General features: G+C 68.3%; 16 protein-coding genes. 10 read left to right on the top strand and 6 right to left on the bottom strand.

Features of this window, described 5'->3' with window-relative positions; genetic code table 11:
* Nucleotides 1-189: 189 nt before the first annotated feature.
* Both WS89_RS29350 and WS89_RS29345 read right to left on the bottom strand, forming a co-directional pair.
* Nucleotides 190-1,923, bottom strand: coding sequence for a ClcB-like voltage-gated chloride channel protein (locus WS89_RS29350; protein WP_218919449.1), 1,734 nt, complete (start codon nt 1,921-1,923; stop codon nt 190-192).
* A gap of 103 nt (nt 1,924-2,026) precedes the next feature.
* On the bottom strand, nt 2,027-3,103 hold the full coding sequence (locus tag WS89_RS29345) for a YeiH family protein (RefSeq protein WP_059795580.1): 1,077 nt from the start codon (nt 3,101-3,103) through the stop codon (nt 2,027-2,029).
* Between the two features lie 112 nt (nt 3,104-3,215).
* Between WS89_RS29345 and WS89_RS29340 the strand changes: the two genes are divergently transcribed.
* The 8 genes from WS89_RS29340 to WS89_RS29305 all read left to right on the top strand — a co-directional run bounded on the left by WS89_RS29340 (nt 3,216) and on the right by WS89_RS29305 (nt 11,017).
* Nucleotides 3,216-4,109 carry a LysR family transcriptional regulator gene (locus WS89_RS29340; RefSeq protein WP_059795579.1) on the top strand — a complete coding sequence of 298 codons (894 nt, stop codon included), beginning with the start codon at nt 3,216-3,218 and terminating at the stop codon, nt 4,107-4,109.
* Between the two features lie 162 nt (nt 4,110-4,271).
* Nucleotides 4,272-5,036, top strand: a complete 765-nt coding sequence (locus tag WS89_RS29335; protein WP_059795578.1) for a sugar phosphate isomerase/epimerase family protein — start codon at nt 4,272-4,274, stop codon at nt 5,034-5,036.
* 28 nt (nt 5,037-5,064) lie between these two features.
* A complete protein-coding gene (locus WS89_RS29330) occupies nt 5,065-6,057 on the top strand; it encodes a sugar kinase (RefSeq protein WP_059795576.1) in 993 nt (330 codons plus the stop codon).
* A gap of 113 nt (nt 6,058-6,170) precedes the next feature.
* Nucleotides 6,171-7,451 (top strand): MFS transporter, encoded by a 1,281-nt coding sequence (locus WS89_RS29325; protein WP_059795575.1) that lies wholly within the window; start codon nt 6,171-6,173, stop codon nt 7,449-7,451.
* Between the two features lie 4 nt (nt 7,452-7,455).
* Nucleotides 7,456-8,421: an NAD(P)-dependent oxidoreductase gene (locus WS89_RS29320; RefSeq protein WP_059795631.1), complete on the top strand. Its 966-nt coding sequence runs from the start codon at nt 7,456-7,458 to the stop codon at nt 8,419-8,421.
* Between the two features lie 332 nt (nt 8,422-8,753).
* Complete coding sequence (locus WS89_RS29315; RefSeq protein ID WP_059795573.1) at nt 8,754-9,797, top strand: LacI family DNA-binding transcriptional regulator; 1,044 nt, start codon at nt 8,754-8,756, stop codon at nt 9,795-9,797.
* A gap of 55 nt (nt 9,798-9,852) precedes the next feature.
* Complete coding sequence (locus WS89_RS29310) at nt 9,853-10,641, top strand: YhfC family intramembrane metalloprotease (RefSeq protein WP_059795572.1); 789 nt, start codon at nt 9,853-9,855, stop codon at nt 10,639-10,641.
* A 13-nt stretch (nt 10,642-10,654) separates the two neighbouring features.
* Nucleotides 10,655-11,017, top strand: coding sequence for a DUF3022 domain-containing protein (locus WS89_RS29305; protein ID WP_059795570.1), 363 nt, complete (start codon nt 10,655-10,657; stop codon nt 11,015-11,017).
* A 46-nt stretch (nt 11,018-11,063) separates the two neighbouring features.
* Here WS89_RS29305 and WS89_RS29300 read toward each other — a convergent pair whose 3' ends face one another.
* Entirely contained in the window at nt 11,064-11,495 is a 432-nt protein-coding gene (locus tag WS89_RS29300) for a PGDYG domain-containing protein (protein ID WP_059795569.1), read from the bottom strand.
* Nucleotides 11,496-11,630: 135 nt separating this feature from the next.
* Nucleotides 11,631-12,182: a Spy/CpxP family protein refolding chaperone gene (locus WS89_RS29295; protein WP_059498871.1), complete on the bottom strand. Its 552-nt coding sequence runs from the start codon at nt 12,180-12,182 to the stop codon at nt 11,631-11,633.
* A 249-nt stretch (nt 12,183-12,431) separates the two neighbouring features.
* Between WS89_RS29295 and WS89_RS29290 the strand changes: the two genes are divergently transcribed.
* Nucleotides 12,432-12,896, top strand: a complete 465-nt coding sequence (locus WS89_RS29290) for an Lrp/AsnC family transcriptional regulator (protein ID WP_006481526.1) — start codon at nt 12,432-12,434, stop codon at nt 12,894-12,896.
* 501 nt (nt 12,897-13,397) lie between these two features.
* A complete protein-coding gene (locus tag WS89_RS29285) occupies nt 13,398-14,498 on the top strand; it encodes a saccharopine dehydrogenase family protein (protein WP_006481527.1) in 1,101 nt (366 codons plus the stop codon).
* A gap of 115 nt (nt 14,499-14,613) precedes the next feature.
* Here the strand turns inward: WS89_RS29285 and WS89_RS29280 are convergent, their stop codons facing one another.
* Nucleotides 14,614-15,231 carry an AAA family ATPase gene (locus WS89_RS29280; protein WP_059498872.1) on the bottom strand — a complete coding sequence of 206 codons (618 nt, stop codon included), beginning with the start codon at nt 15,229-15,231 and terminating at the stop codon, nt 14,614-14,616.
* Nucleotides 15,228-15,374: a cytochrome bd-I oxidase subunit CydX gene (cydX, locus tag WS89_RS33355; RefSeq protein ID WP_082742009.1), complete on the bottom strand. Its 147-nt coding sequence runs from the start codon at nt 15,372-15,374 to the stop codon at nt 15,228-15,230. The genes WS89_RS29280 and cydX overlap by 4 nt, the downstream gene beginning before the upstream one ends.
* Between the last annotated feature and the right edge of the window lie 197 nt (nt 15,375-15,571).

Genomic DNA, 15,571 nt, shown 5'->3' with positions numbered 1-15,571 from the left:
TGGAGCGTTGATTTTCCGTGCAGGATTTTCCGGGCGAGAAAACGAAAATTCCGCTCGTGCAAATATTTTGAAACACGTGCGGCGGGAGAGGCGGCGCGACGTCGGCGCGCGCCGGCCGAAACGAACGAGAAAAGGAGGGAAGCGTTGCGCGGGACGAGGGGACGAGGGGACGAAGCGCGCGGCCGCCGGTCAGCGCTCGCCGGTCATCCGCCGGTACGCGTCGAGCAGCGACGTCTTGTAGACGACGCCCGCGAGCGTCGGCTCGGCTTCGCTCTCGATCACCGGCAGCCGTTCGCCCTGGAACGCCATGAAGCGCTCGAGCGCGGTCGCGAGCGGCATGTCGGGCGTGAGCAGCGGAAACGGCGTATGCGCGTAGTGCGCGGCCGTCTTGTCGGTCGTGTCGCGCTTGTCGAGCAGGTCCGACGTGATGTCCTTCAGCGCGACCGCGCCGCGAAAGCGCCCGGCGTCGTCGGTCACGTACAGGTACTTCACCGGATATTCGAGAAACACGCGCGTCATGTCGGCGACGCTCGCGGTGAGCGGCACGACCGTCTGCGCGGGCTGGATCAGCTCGCGCATCTGCGTGGTGCGCAGGCGCTGCCGTTCCTGCGCGTCCTGGTAGTGGTGCAGCGTGATCTCGTACATCGACGTCGTGCCCGTCGCGCGCGCGACGAAATACGCGAACACGCACGACACCAGCAGCGGCAGCACGACCTGATAGCTCAGCGTCATCTCGAAGATCATCAGGATCGCCATCAGCGGCGCCTGCGTGGCGCCCGCCATGAACGCGCCCATCCCGACGATCGCGTACGCGAAATACGCGGACGTATGGCCCGGCCACAGCGCGTCCATCGCGAGCCCGAACAGCGAGCCGAACACGGCGCCGACGAACAGCGTCGGCGTGAACACGCCGCCGATCGCGCCCGAGCCGGCCGTCGCGGCGGTCGCGATCACCTTGAACACGAGTACCGCGACGAGCGCCTGCCAGGTCCACGGCGAATGGAGGATGTGGTTCACGACGCTGTAGCCGTTGCCCCACACGTCCGGAATCCACACCGAGATCACGCCGACGACGAGGCCGCCGAGCGCGAGCCGCACGGGCAGCGGTACAGGCAGCCGCTTGAACTGCGCTTTCGACGCATCGAGCAGATGCAGAAACTGCGGCGCCAGCACGCCGCATAGCGTGCCGAGCACGACGAACAGCAGCACCTCGGGGCCCGTCACGGCCGGAAACACCGGCATCTCGTACGGCGGCCGGTAGCCGGCGAATTCGCGCATCACGATGTTCGCGACGACCGACGCGACGACCATCGGCCCGAAGCTCTCCATCGCGATCGTGCCGAGCACGATTTCCGACACGAAGAACGCGCCGGCGATCGGTGCGTTGTAAGCGGACGTGATGCCGGCCGCCGCGCCGCAAGCGACCAGCAGGCGCAGGCGCGGCGGGTCGAAGTGCGCGAAGCGGCCGACGAGCGACGCGGCGAGTGCCGCGAGCTGCACCATCGGCCCTTCGCGGCCGATCGAGCCGCCGCTGCCGATCGTCAGCAGCGACGACAGGCTGCGCCACAGGCTCTGCCGCACCGGTACGACGCCGTTGCCGAGCGCGACCGATTCCATGTAGTCGGTCTTGGCGGCCTGCCGGTCGCCGCGCGTCGCGAGCAGCAGCACGCAGCCGGCGAGGAAGCCGCCCGCGGCCGGCATCCAGAACCGCACGTACCACGGCAGGCGCTTCGCCATCTGCACGAAGCTGCCGCTGTGCCCCGAGATCAGGTGCTGCATCAGGTCGATGCCTTCGCGGAACGCCATCGTGGCAAAGGCGCCGCCGACGCCGACGATGGCCGACCAGATCAGCATCGTATGGGCGTCCGACAGGCGGAACAGCGTTTGGGCGCGAGTGCGCAGCTTCAGCAGAAACGAGAGCACGGCTGAAAGGGGGCGATGGAAAACGACGCGAAGCATAGCACTGCGCCGCGCCCGCGGGACCTTCCCGTCGGGCGCGGCGCGCGAACCGTCACGGACGTGCGGCTCAGCCAAGCCAGTGCTGCACGGCCCAGGTGATCCCGTAGCCGCCGGCGATCAGCCACACGTACAGGATCAGGCCGGTCATCAGCGCACGCGGGCCGGCCGCGCGGATCTGTGCGACACGCGTTTCGATGCCGAGTGCGGTCATGGCCATCGTCAGCGCGAAGGTGTCGAGCACGTTCAGCGTATGCGTGACGTCCGCAGGCAGCACGTTCAGCGAATTGACGATCACGAAGCCGAGGAAGCCGAGCGCGAACCAGGGAACCGCCACCTTGCGCCTGGCTTGCGCGCCGCCGGCCGCGTCGCGGGCCGAGCGCGCCGAACGGGCGAGCCACCAGCCGAGCGCGAGCAGCACCGGCACCAGCAGCATCACGCGCGTCATTTTCACGATCGTCGCGACGTGCGCGACCTGCGGGCTGATGTCGCTCGCCGCGCCGACCACCTGCGCGACTTCGTGGATCGTGCCGCCGAAGAACAGGCCGAGGCCGGCCGGATCGAGGTTCAGCAAGCCGGCGTGATAGGCGACCGGGTACAGGAACATCGACAGCGTGCCGAACAGCACGACGCTGCCCACGGCCATCGCGCTCTGGTGCGGCTTCGACTGCAGCGTCGACTCGAACGCGAGCACGGCGGCCGCGCCGCAGATCGCGCTGCCGGCGGCGGTCAGCAGCGCGGCGTCGCGATCGAGCTTCATCAGCTTCATGCCGACCCAGGTGCCGATCGCGAGCGTGCTGACGACGATCAGCACCGACACCGCGAGGCCCGGCAGCCCGACCTGCGCGATTTCCTGCAGGCTCACGCGCAACCCGAAGAACGCGACCGCGATGCGCAGCAGCTTGCGTGCGGAGAAATCGACACCGGCCGCCCAGCTGGCCGGCATGCCGTCGCGCAGGCCGTTGCCGTACAACGCCCCGGCGACGATGCCGACGATCAGCGGCGACAGGCCGAGCCCCTCGATCGCGGGAAGCTGGGACAGGCTCGTGACGGCGGCGGCGAACAGCGCGACGAACAGCACGCCGTTCAACTGGCCGCGCATCGACGGCGCGGCATGGCTGAGATGGGGAGTCGGGGCAGTGGACATGGAGGCACCGTGATGGAGCGTGTGGCGATGGTGTAATCCTAATTTCGTTATATCGATATGAAAAATTGTGATTTGTGACGTAAACTATCTGGAAAGCCGATAATTCATCCTCATGACCCCGGATCAACTGATAACGTTCGCCGCCGTCGCCGAGCATCTGAACATCAGCCGCGCCGCCGTGGCGCTGCATCTGTCGCAGCCGGCCGTGTCGGGCCAGTTGCGGCTGCTGCAGGACGAGTTCGGCGAGCCGCTGTACCAGCGCGACGGCCGCGGCGTCCGCCTGACGCCGGTCGGCGAGCAACTCGCGCAATACGCGAGGGCGCAGCGCGACACGTTTGCGCAGGCGCGTGCGTTTCGAGACGCAATACGCGGGCTGGAGGCCGGCACGCTGCGCATCGGCGCGAGCACGACGCCCGCGAGCTACCTGCTGCCGTATCTGATCGCGGCGTTCCAGCCGCGCGCGCCGCGCGTGTCGATCCAGACGATGAGCGGCAATACGGCCGACGTGGTCGCGGCGCTGCCGTCGCTCGACATCGCGCTGATCGAAGGGCCGCCCGGCGAGGCGTTGCCGCCGGGCACGGCCGTGCACGCGTGGCACGAGGACGAGATCGTCGCGATCGTGCCGGCCGGCCATCCGCTCGCGGCGCCCGGCTACGACGCCGGCGTGACGCTCGACGCGCTCGCAGCGCATCCGCTCGTGCTGCGCGAGGCGGGTTCCGCCGTGCGGCAGCTCGTCGAGCGCGCGTTCGCGCATGGCGGCGCGCCGATGCGCGTCGCGTTCGAGATCGCGGGGGTCGAGGCGGTGAAGGAGGCCGTGCGCGCAGGGATGGGCGTCGGGTTCGTGTCCGCGATGTCGCTGCGTCACGAAGACGCCGCGCTCGTGCCGCGCTCGCTGGCGCCCGCGCCGCTCACGCGGCATTTCTCCATCCTCGTGCCGCATGGCGGCGCACCGTCGCGGGTCGCCGCGCAATTCCTCGAAATGAGTCTCGCGCAGGACCTCGCGTAGGCGCTCGCAGTCGCGCCGGGAACACGCGTTGCATACGGTTGCGCGCGCATTCGCGCGGCGAAACGGCCTTAGGGATTTCCTCTATGGCGTGGGTCCGACGCGAGGCGCACCATCCGTCTCAAGCAAATGGAACCGGTTCCATTCCGGTTGAAAAAGGGCAACATGGCAGACATCGTGATCGTGGCGAGCGCATTCGGGATGGACCGGGTGCGCCAGGAGGGCCACAGTGCATTCATCGCCACCGTGGCGGCATCCGGGGCGGCCGGTTTCGAGGTGCGGCGCGAGTTGTTCGCGTCGGACGACGACACGGCGCCCGGCGCGCTGGCCGTGCTCGGTGCGCAGATCGCCGGCCACGGGCTATGGTCGGTCTATTCGACCCCGGACTCGCTGTACACCGAAACGGGGGCGCTCGATGCCAACGCATTGCGCGACGCGCTCGCGCAAGCCGACGCGCTCGGCGCGCGCATCGTGAAATTCCAGCTCGGCGGCTTCGCCGGCGACGCGCATGCGGCCGAGATCGTCGCGCTGTCGCGCGGCGCGCGGGCCCGCGTGGTGGTCGAGAACGGCCAGCTCGAGGTCGGCGGCGCGTTCGCGCAGTTCCGCGGGCTGTTCGACGCGTTGTCCGACGCCGGCATGCCCGATGCGCTCGGCATGACGTTCGACATCGGCAACTGGCAGTGGCGCGGCGAAGCGCCGCTCGATTGCGCGCAGGTGCTCGCGCCGCATGTGGAATACATTCACTGCAAGACCATCGAAGGCGAGGGCGCGCGTCGGTTCGCCGCCGCGCCGGCGCCGAACGATCCGCTCGTGACCAGCGTACTCGCCGCGCTGCCGCAGCACGCACCGCGCGGCATCGAGTTCCCGTTCGACGCGGCCGACCTGGCCGGCGATGCCTGCCGGCGCGTCGCGTGGCTTGCGACCGCGTGACGGCGGAAGGATCCTGAGGAGTTCAGTCATGAAAACAGCACTCGATGTCGTGACCTACGGCGAAGCGATGGCGATGTTCGTCGCGACGGAGCCGGGCCATCTCGCGCACGCCGGGCAATTCGCGAAGCGGATCGCGGGCGCCGATCTCAACGTCGCGATCGGCCTGTCGCGGCTCGGCTTCCGGGTTGGCTGGATGAGCCGGGTCGGCCGCGATTCGTTCGGCCGCTACGTGCTCGACACGCTGGCGCGCGAGGGAATCGACGCGTCGTGCGTGACCGTCGATCCGCGCTACCCGACCGGCTTCCAGCTGAAGTCGCGCAACGACGACGGCAGCGATCCGACGGTCGAATATTTCCGCAAGGGCTCGGCGGCGAGCCATCTGTCGTGCGACGACTACGTGGCCGACTACGTGCTCGGCGCGCGTCATCTGCACCTGACGGGCGTCGCGCCGGCGATTTCGGCGACATCGTGCGAACTTGCGTTCCGGCTGGCGCGCGAGATGCGTGCGGCCGGCAAGACGATCTCGTTCGACCCGAACCTGCGCCCGACGCTGTGGCCGTCCGCCGACGTGATGGCGAAGACGCTGAATGCCCTCGCGACGCTCGCCGACTGGGTGCTGCCGGGCCTCGCCGAAGGTCGGCAATTGACCGGGCACGACACGCCGGCCGACATCGCAGGCTTCTATCTCGCGCAGGGCGCGCGCGGCGTCGTGATCAAGCTGGGCGAGCAAGGCGCGTATTTCCGCACGGCCGACGGCCGCGAAGGCACCATTGCCGGCGAGCGCGTCGAGCGCGTCGTCGATACGGTCGGCGCCGGCGACGGCTTCGCGGTCGGCGTGGTCAGCGCGCTGCTCGAAGGCCGCAGCGTCGAGCAGGCGGTCGCGCGCGGCAACCGGATCGGTGCGCTCGCGATCCAGGTGATCGGCGATTCGGAAGGGTTGCCGACGCGCGACGCGCTCGACCGTCTCGAAAGTGTCGACGATCGCGCCGATCGCTTAGAGGAAACCGTCACCGCGCAATGAGAGGCCGGACACGGCACAATCCGCGGATCCATTTCGTGCGCGACGCACGGTAGTTTTGTTCGAGGCCGGGCGGGCGCTGGCGCCCACTGCGGTCCATATACGGAGACATTCTCATGGCAGCCAATCTCGCAGCCCGTCGGTGGTGGACGATCATGCCGATCGTCTTCATCACGTACAGCCTCGCTTACCTCGATCGCGCGAACTACGGGTTCGCGGCGGCGGCCGGCATCAACCAGGATCTCGGGATCAGCAAGGGCCTGTCGTCGCTGATCGGTGCACTGTTCTTCCTCGGCTACTTCTTCTTCCAGATCCCCGGCGCGATCTACGCGGAACGCCGCAGCGTGAAGAAGCTCGTATTCGTCAGTCTCGTGCTGTGGGGCGGCTGCGCGGCCCTGACCGGCGTGGTCAGCAACATCCCGTCGCTGATGGCGATCCGCTTCGTGCTGGGCGTCGTCGAGGCGGCCGTGATGCCGGCGATGCTGATCTACATCAGCAACTGGTTCACGAAGAACGAGCGCTCGCGCGCGAATACGTTCCTGATCCTCGGCAATCCGGTCACCGTGCTGTGGATGTCGATCGTGTCCGGTTATCTCGTGCATGAATTCGGCTGGCGCCACATGTTCATCGCCGAAGGCGTTCCGGCCGTCATCTGGGCCGTGTGCTGGTGGCTCCTCGTGCAGGACAAGCCGGCCGATTCGCCGTGGCTCAGCGCGCAGGAAAAGCGCGACCTCGACGCCGCGCTCGCAGCCGAGCAGGCCGCGATCAAGCCGGTCCGCAACTATGGCGAGGCGTTCCGCTCGCCGGCCGTGATCAAGCTGTGCGCGCAGTATTTCTGCTGGAGCATCGGCGTGTACGGCTTCGTGCTGTGGCTGCCGTCGATCGTGAAGAACGGTTCCGATCTCGGGATGGTCGCGACCGGCTGGCTGTCCGCGCTTCCGTACCTGGCCGCGACGGTCGCGATGCTCGCCGCGTCGTGGGCGTCCGACAAGGTCGGTTCGCGCCGCGGCTTCGTGTGGCCGTTCCTGCTGGTCGGCGCGGCCGCCTTCGCTGCGTCGTACGCGCTCGGTTCGTCGCATTTCTGGATCTCGTATGCGCTGCTGGTCGTCGCGGGCGCCGCGATGTATGCACCGTACGGCCCGTTTTTCGCGATCGTGCCGGAACTGCTGCCGAAGAACGTCGCCGGCGGCGCGATGGCGCTGATCAACAGCATGGGCGCGCTCGGCTCGTTCGTCGGCTCGTATTTCGTCGGCTACCTGAACGGTGCGACCGGGTCGCCCGTCGCGTCGTACGCGTTCATGAGCGCCGCGCTCGTCGCCGCGGTGATCCTCACGCTGTCCGTCAAACCCCAGGCGCGCGATGCGCATCCGCTCGCCGCGCCGCTGCAAGGAAAATGAAACGATGAAGCCCCGTATCGTCGCGTACAAGCCGCTGCCCGATGACGTTCTCGCGTACCTGCGCGAGCATGCGGAGGTCGTGCAGGCCGACGGCGCCGACGCGCTCGCCGCTGCGCTCGGCGACGCGGACGGCGCGATCGGCGCGAGCCTGAAGGTCACGCCGCAAATGCTCGACCGCGCGCCGCGGCTGAAGGCGTGGTCGACGATCTCGGTCGGCTACGACAACTTCGACGTCGCCGATCTCACGCGGCGAGGCATCGTGCTCGCGCATACGCCGGACGTGCTGACCGAGTCGACGGCCGATACGGTGTTTTCGCTGATCCTGGCCTCCGCACGGCGCGTGGTCGAACTGGCCGAATGGGTGAAGGCCGGCCACTGGCATCGCAGCATCGGCCCGGACCTGTACGGCACCGACGTGCAGGGCAAGACGCTCGGCATCGTCGGGCTCGGGCGGATCGGCGGCGCGGTCGCGCGGCGCGCGGCGCTCGGCTTCCGGATGCAGGTGCTGTACGCGAACCGGTCCGCGCATGCCGAGGCCGAGACGCAGTACGGCGCCCGGCGCGTGACGCTCGACGCGCTGCTCGCGCAGTCGGATTTCGTGTGTCTGCAGGTGCCGCTGTCGCCCGACACGCGCCACCTGATCGGCGCGCCCGAATTCGCGAAGATGAAGCGCAGTGCGATCCTGATCAACGCGTCGCGCGGGCCCGTCGTCGACGAAGCCGCGCTGATCGACGCGCTGCGCGCGGGGACGATCCGCGGCGCGGGGCTCGACGTGTTCGAGAAGGAGCCGCTGCCGGCGGATTCGCCGCTGCTGCAGATGAAGAACGTCGTCGCGCTGCCGCATATCGGCTCGGCGACGCACGAGACGCGCCATGCGATGGCGCGCTGCGCCGCGGAAAACCTGGTCGGCGCGCTGGCCGGTACGCTGCGCACGAATCTCGTCAATCCGGATGCGCTGGCGCACGCCTGAACTGCCTCCGGCAACCGGCTGGCGCGGCGCCGGCGCCGTTAGAGTCGATGGTCTTGGTGCCGGCGGGCCGGCTGCGTTATGATCGCCCGCTCTCGTCGCATCGACGGCCGGCCGTGCGGCCGGCGGCGTCGGGCGACGGGCATCCGCGCCGGCTCCGGTGCGGCCGACTGCCGTAGCACGCGACTGGCGGGCGCTGCGCGAGCGCGAAGCACCGGGCCGGCGCAGGCGCCGATGCGCCAGGACAGGGGAGGCCGCCGGTTGGCTTACGTTTCCAACAACAATGGTCCGTCTGCTCACGAAGCGGCGCGGATCGTACGTCGCGAGGCACGACAGTGACCGATTCGCAACCTTCCACGACGCGTCCGGCGACGATCAGCGACGTCGCGCGCGAGGCCGGCACGGGCAAGACCAGCGTTTCGCGCTACCTGAACGGCGAGACGCATGTGCTGTCCGTCGATCTGCGCCAGCGGATCGAAGCGGCCATCGCGCGGCTCAACTACCGGCCGAACCAGATGGCGCGCGGGCTCAAGCGCGGCCGCAACCGGCTGCTCGGCATGCTCGCGGCCGACCTGACCAATCCTTACACCGTCGAAGTGCTGCAGGGCGTCGAGGCCGCGTGCCATGCGCTCGGCTACATGCCGCTCATCTGTCACGCGGCGAACGAAGTCGAGATGGAGCGCCGCTTCCTGCAACTGCTCACGACCTACCGCGTCGAAGGGCTGATCGTCAACGCGCTCGGCGCCGACGAAGACGTGCTGCGCCCGTTGCGCGGCGCGGGCATTCCGGCCGTGCTCGTCGATCGCACGGTCGAGGGCTTCGAGGCCGACCTGATCGGCCTCGACAACGACGACGCGATCGAGACGGCGCTCGCGCATCTGGTTGAACGCGGTTTCGACGCGATCCATTTCGTCGTGCAGCCGTTCGAGCGCGTCAGCTCGCGGCGCGTGCGCGAGGCCGCGTTCCGCGCGGCGCTGGCGGCGCGCGGGCTGGCGGTGCCGTCGACGGTCGTGCTCGACCTGAACGCCCCCGACGCGGCTGCGGCGGCGCTCGCCGACGTCGATGCCCGCATCGATCACGCGGCCCGGCGCGGCGTGCGCGCGGCGCTGTTCGCCGCGAATGCGCCGGTCGCGCTGGCGATCGCGCGCCACCTGCGCGCGCGCTTCGGCGCCGCGTGGCAGCAGCAGGCGGCGCTGCTGTCGATCGACGATCCGGAGTGGGCCGAGCTGATCGGCATCACGACGATCCGCCAGCCCACCTACGAAATCGGCTACAAGGCCGTCGAATTCGTGCACGAGCGGATCGACGGCGCGGCGGGCGACGTGCGCGTCGCGATGCTGCCCGGCGAGCTGATTGCGCGCGCGTCGACCGCAAGCTGAGTATCATTCGGGGCACGCGGCGCATCGGGTGCGCTGCCTCGAACCAAGGAAATACATGACTGTCGCTCCCGTCACGCTGGCGGCGCTGATCGCCGCCACGCTGATCATCGCGCTGCTGCCGCTCGTCCTCTACCGCATCCTGCGCAAGCCGCTTGCGCTCAATCGCCGCGACACGATCGTCGGCGTCGCCGTCTTCACGCTGTTTGCCATGATCCTCGAGCGCGCGTTCCATGGGCTCGTGCTGAGCCACACGCCCGAGGACGGCTGGCTCACGCAGCCGCTCGCGTTCGTCGCGTACAGCGTGTTCGCGACCGCCGTGTTCGAGGAAGTCGGCCGCTATCTCGGGATGCGTGTCCTGAACCGCCGCTATGGCGCATCGGACGGCGATGGGCGCGGCATCGGCTACGGGATCGGCCACGGCGGCGCCGAAGCGTGGTTCGTCGGCGTGCTCGTGTGGGGCCAGTGGTCGTATCTCGGGTGGCTCGCGAGCCGCGGCCAGCTCGAGGCGCAATTGTCCGACCTGCCGATCGACACCGTCGTGCGGCTGCACATGATGCTCGCGACGCTGTCGGTCCAGTCGATCCTGCTGTTGCTGCTCGAACGCTGCGCGGCGTTCGCGGTGCAACTGGCGCTGTCGGTGCTGGTGTGGCGCGGCGTGCGGGCAGGCCGAATGGCCGTGTTGCCGCTCGCGATCGTGCTGCATGCGCTCGCGGCGACGCCGGCGCTGCTGTACCAGGTGCGCGTGCTGCCGGCCGCGTGGGTCGAGGCCGCGTATGTCGTGCTGGCCGCGATCCTGGCGATCGTGCTGGTGAAGGCGTGCCGGCCGTCGCGTGCGGCGGCCTGACGGGAGAGACGGAGTGGACGACTATCTGATCGAATGCCGGAGCGCGGAATTCGACGCACTCGCGCGCGTGATCTGCGATCTGTTTCCGGAGCAGACGCGCTTCGCCGAAAGCAGCGACGCGCGCGGGCGCTTCCTGTCCGTGCACTGGCTGGCGATGCGTTTCGGCGCGACGCCGAAGCGGATGACGCTCGACATCCGGATCGTGCCGGCCGCGCTCGCGCGCTACCTGGCGCTCAAGCCGATGCAGCGCGCGCGCAGCCATGCGGTGCTGCATGCATATACGGAAGCGATGCTCGGATCGCTCGAAGAGCGGCACGCGGCCGGCGAGCCCGTCGAACGCGAGGCGGAACTCGAACTCGACGAAGACTTTGCGTGAGCAGCGGCGCCGGCCTCGGGCCGGCGCGGTGCATTACGCGGGTGCATTACGCGTCGCGATAGACCTGAGCGAAGCGCTGCGCCTGCACGACGCCGTAGTCGCCCTGCGCGTATTGCATCACCCAGTCGCCGGCGACGCCGCGCAGCGTGTCGCCGTTCTCCGAGCGGGCGATCGTAAACGGTTCGTCCATCCGGCGTGCGAGCACGACGGCCGGCCGATTGCGGTAAGCGCCCGGCGCGCCGTGCGCGAGCGCCGGATCGGCGGGCAGGTATTTGGCGTCGAAGCGCGCGCGCGACACGACCCAGCGGTCGCCGGTCGAGCCGGTGATCAGCGCGTCGCCCACACCATAACGGTTCGGGCCTTCGAGGCTCATCAGTTCGCCGTCCGCCTCCGCGAAGGACACGGCGACGGTTTCGTCCTTGACGACGCGACGGGCCTGCGGATCGGTACGCAGATCGAGTTGCTTGAGTTCGAGCATGGCGGGGAAGGGCGGGAAAGCGGGAAAAGCCGGGAGCTTATCCCGAATTCGGCGCGGCGTGTGACGCGCCGATGCCGCCGGCGGCGCGGCGCCGTTCGGCCCGGACCAGCCGGCACGGCGCCGACGGGGAGGGCGTCAGGGCTGCGCGGGTGCGCTCGCGGCCGGCGCGGCGGCTGCGCTGCCTTCCTTGCCCTTCGTCTTCCCCTTGCCGCGGTGCTCGCCGCCGTGGTGCAGCCAGTTGCGGAAGGTCGTGTCGGCCAGCGCCTTCTGCTCGGCCGGGAAGCTCTCGTAGAGCGGCGCGAAGGCGTCGGCGAGCTTCTTTGCGCCGTCGGCGTTCGCCTGCGATAGTTCCGCGTATTGCTTCATGTCGTCGAGCGCGGACACGTCGTGCTTGGCCATCCGTTCGCCGTAGAGGCGGCCCATCGTTGCGCCGTTGTCGCGCATCGTATCGGCGAACGTCTTCCATTGCGGCTCCTGCGCCGACGTGATCTTCAACTGGTCGTGCAGGTACTTGATGCGCTGCTCGATGCGCGCTTCGTGGCGTGCCGCGCGCTGTTCGGCGCTCGGGGCCGACGCGGCGGCCGTCGTGGCCGGCGCCTGGGCGGGCGCTTGCGGCTGCGCCGGGGTTTGCGCGAACGCGCTGGCTGCAACGACGAGCGTAGCGAGGGTGAGCGAGATTTTCTTCATGGTTGGCTCTCCGGGGTGGTGTCTTGCGAGCGGGCGCGGCGGCCATCGCCGCCGGCGCGCATCTCGCGTCGCCCGCTATTAGTAGCACGTTGCATGCAGTGCGGCAGCGAATGCGACACTTGCTTACATCCGATACGAATCGAAATCGAAAGGTTCGAATCCGGGCCATGCCGGTTGGGCGCGCCGGCGTTCGGCGCTATCATCCCGTCACTTTCCACTCTGCCGGCACATGCGTACCGGCCCAGCGTCATGCGTCCACCTCGCCTCGACCAACTCGACGATCTCGACCGGCAACTCGTCGCGCTGCTGCAAGCCGATGCGCGCGCCAGCGTCGCGGATCTCGCGCGCCAGCTCGACGTGGCGCGCACGACGGTCGTCGCACGGATCGCGCGTCTCGAACGCACCAACGTGATCGCCGGGTACAGCGTGCGACTGGGGCAGGACGTGCTCGACGCCAGCATCTATGCGTACGTCGGCATCATCCTCACGCCGAAGTTCGGCAAGGACGTATTGCGCAAGCTCGACCGCATGCCGGAAGTCCAACTGCTGTGCGCGGTGAGCGGCGAGTACGACTATGTTGCGTGGCTGCGCGCCGATTCGCCCGAACGGCTCAACGATCTGCTCGACCAGATCGGCACGCTCGAAGGCGTCGAACGCACGACGACGTCGATCATCCTGTCGCGCAAGATCGATCGCGGGACGATCGGCGGCTGACCGGTCGCATGCCGCGCCGCGCACGACCGCGCGAGCGTGGTGCGGATTGGGTGGCGTCGCGGGCGCCAGGCCTGGCGTCGGGTGCATGCCCGCGCGCATTCGTCTTGACCTTCGCTGTACGTCGTGATCGGCACGGGTTTCCGCCATCATCCTTTCGCGCACTTCGCGCATCTCTCCCGAATCTCCTTTCGCATTCCGCTTCGACCGGCGCGCCGCATCCGACGCATGGGCTGTTCGTGTGTCCGGTGCCACGCCGTGCGTCCTCGTCTTCGTCGTTGCAACGTGCAACCGCTAACGACCGGTTTGCGACAGCACCGCTACGCCTTTTTTAGGCGCTTCTTGAATGAGTATGTCATTTCGGCGAAATACATCGCCATAACGTCGAAATTATCGGTCGTTTCGCATCATTCTTCGTCTTGGAACTGATTTTGAGCGTCCCTACACTGTGTGCATGGCTCGACGCCGTCCACAACACCAAACCCATCATCAGGAGATAAGCGCATGAAAATCGCCATCGTCGGCGCAGGTCTGATCGGCCACACCATTGCTCACATGCTGCGTGAAACGGGGGACTACGAAGTCGTCGCGTTCGACCGCGACGCGGATGCGCTCGCGAAGCTGTCGCGCGAAGGCATCGCGACGCAGCGGGTCGATTCGGCCGACGCGAATGCGATTCGCGAAGCAGTGAAGGGTTTCGATGCGCTCGTCAACGCGCTGCCGTACTATCTCGCGGTCAACGTGGCCGCCGCCGCGAAGGCTGCCGGCGTTCACTACTTCGACCTGACCGAGGACGTGCGCGCCACGCACGCGATCCGCGAACTGGCCGACGGCTCCGATCGCGCGTTCATGCCGCAGTGCGGCCTCGCGCCGGGCTTCATCGGCATCGCCGCGCACGAGCTCGTGAACGGCTTCAGCGAAGTGCGCGACGTGAAGATGCGCGTCGGCGCGCTGCCCGAATATCCGACCAACGCGCTGAAGTACAACCTCACGTGGAGCGTCGACGGCCTGATCAACGAATACTGCCAGCCGTGTGAAGCGATCCGCGACGGCCGCAAGCAATGGGTGCAGCCGCTCGAAGGCCTCGAACACTTCTCGCTCGACGGCACCGAATACGAAGCGTTCAACACGTCGGGCGGCCTCGGCACGCTGTGCGAAACGCTGTCGGGCAAGGTCGAGACGCTCGACTACAAGTCGGTGCGCTATCCGGGCCACCGCGAGCTCGTCCAGTTCCTGCTGGAAGACCTGCGCCTGTCGACCGACCGCGACACGCTGAAGTCGATCATGCGCCGCGCGGTGCCGTCGACGAAGCAGGACGTCGTGCTCGTATTCGTCACGGTGACGGGCGTGAAGGATGGCCAACTGGTGCAGGACGTGTTCACGCGCAAGATCTTCGCGAAGGACGTGTGCGGGATGCACATGAGCGCGATCCAGATCACGACGGCCGGCGCGATGTGCGCGGTGCTGGATCTGTTCCGCGAAAAGAAGCTGCCGCAGAGCGGTTTCATCCCGCAGGAAAAGGTGTCGCTGAAGGCGTTCCTGTCGAACCGCTTCGGCAAGCTGTACGACGGCGGCACGATGGAGCGCGTGCACGCGGTCGCCTGACCGAGGTTGCGGGACCATTCGCCAGTCTCTGGCACGAGGGCCGTACGACGCCGGAAGCGCAGCAGCGCTTCCGGCGTTGTTTTTCGAGGAATCGGGAAGGGCTCTGACGGCGCGATCAGGCCGGCAGCGGCGGCACGATCGTCGCCGGTTGCGGCGGCGGCACGATGCGGTACAGCAGCGCGTCGATGTCCGCGTCGGACGGCGCGGTGTTGTCGAACATCACGATGCCGTCGCATTCACGGCCGGTCGGCACAAAGCGGCGTTGCCTGTATTCGTCCCAGTGCGCGAGCTTGTACGCATCGTTCGGGTTGCCGCGCGCGACGATCCGCTGGTGCGCGACGTCTTCCGACGTGTGAACCCAGACGACCGTCAGCGCGACGTCGGGCGCGATGCCGAGCCACGCGCGATCGAGGATGCGCCGGTCGCGCACTTCACGCGACAGCGGGCCGACGACGAGCACGCCGATACCGAGTGCGAGATTTTCACGGGCCGTATCGAGCAGGCCCTGGTATTCGGGATCGCGAAGATGTTTGAGGTAGAGCGGGCTGTCGCGGTCGTTCGGATCGTCCGTGAGCGCGCCCATCGCGGCCGCGCTGTAGCGGCCGTACAGCGTGTCCTTGTCGAGCAGGCAGAACGCCTCGCCGGTCGCGCGCATCAGCGGCCCGATGAGCCGCTTCGCGAGCGTGGTCTTGCCGGTGCCGGCGTGACCGCAGAAGAACACGAGATGCGTCACGAATACCGGCTCCCCGCTTTCCGGCGCGACGTGTCGCCGCGCGCGTCGCCGCGCGAGAACACTTCCGCTTCCAGCCACATCGCGTTGATGATGCCGAAGCCGAGTGCCACGCCGATGCCGAGTATCCACGAGAAATACCACATAGGTTTGTCTCCTTGACGGTGCGGCCGCACGGCCGTTGTGCATCGCGCAACGCAGGCCCGGCGGGCCTGTCGACGCGCCCCGACGCGCGTGCTGCGGCGCACGCAGCACGATCATGACCAATATTGGCGTGCCGCGCAAGCCGGGCCGTCCGTGCGGCAAACCGGTAAACTGATGGGCAAACTGCAACATCGTGGGA

Origin of the sequence: Burkholderia sp. MSMB1072 (genome assembly GCF_001524725.1) — a bacterium.
Taxonomy (GTDB): domain Bacteria; phylum Pseudomonadota; class Gammaproteobacteria; order Burkholderiales; family Burkholderiaceae; genus Burkholderia.
Note: the sequence above shows the minus strand (reverse complement) of the source record. Positions and strands in the feature narration are given on the sequence as shown.

Excerpts from the sequence above, each read along its gene's own strand:
- WS89_RS29345 (WP_059795580.1), bottom strand. The coding sequence starts at position 3,103 with ATGTCCACTGCCCCGACTCCCCATCTCAGCCATGCCGCGCCGTCGATG.
- WS89_RS29340 (WP_059795579.1), top strand. The coding sequence starts at position 3,216 with ATGACCCCGGATCAACTGATAACGTTCGCCGCCGTCGCCGAGCATCTG.
- WS89_RS29335 (WP_059795578.1), top strand. The coding sequence starts at position 4,272 with ATGGCAGACATCGTGATCGTGGCGAGCGCATTCGGGATGGACCGGGTG.
- WS89_RS29330 (WP_059795576.1), top strand. The coding sequence starts at position 5,065 with ATGAAAACAGCACTCGATGTCGTGACCTACGGCGAAGCGATGGCGATG.
- WS89_RS29325 (WP_059795575.1), top strand. The coding sequence starts at position 6,171 with ATGGCAGCCAATCTCGCAGCCCGTCGGTGGTGGACGATCATGCCGATC.
- WS89_RS29320 (WP_059795631.1), top strand. The coding sequence starts at position 7,456 with ATGAAGCCCCGTATCGTCGCGTACAAGCCGCTGCCCGATGACGTTCTC.
- WS89_RS29310 (WP_059795572.1), top strand. The coding sequence starts at position 9,853 with ATGACTGTCGCTCCCGTCACGCTGGCGGCGCTGATCGCCGCCACGCTG.
- WS89_RS29300 (WP_059795569.1), bottom strand. The coding sequence starts at position 11,495 with ATGCTCGAACTCAAGCAACTCGATCTGCGTACCGATCCGCAGGCCCGT.
- WS89_RS29295 (WP_059498871.1), bottom strand. The coding sequence starts at position 12,182 with ATGAAGAAAATCTCGCTCACCCTCGCTACGCTCGTCGTTGCAGCCAGC.
- WS89_RS29290 (WP_006481526.1), top strand. The coding sequence starts at position 12,432 with ATGCGTCCACCTCGCCTCGACCAACTCGACGATCTCGACCGGCAACTC.
- WS89_RS29285 (WP_006481527.1), top strand. The coding sequence starts at position 13,398 with ATGAAAATCGCCATCGTCGGCGCAGGTCTGATCGGCCACACCATTGCT.
- cydX (WP_082742009.1), bottom strand. The coding sequence starts at position 15,374 with ATGTGGTATTTCTCGTGGATACTCGGCATCGGCGTGGCACTCGGCTTC.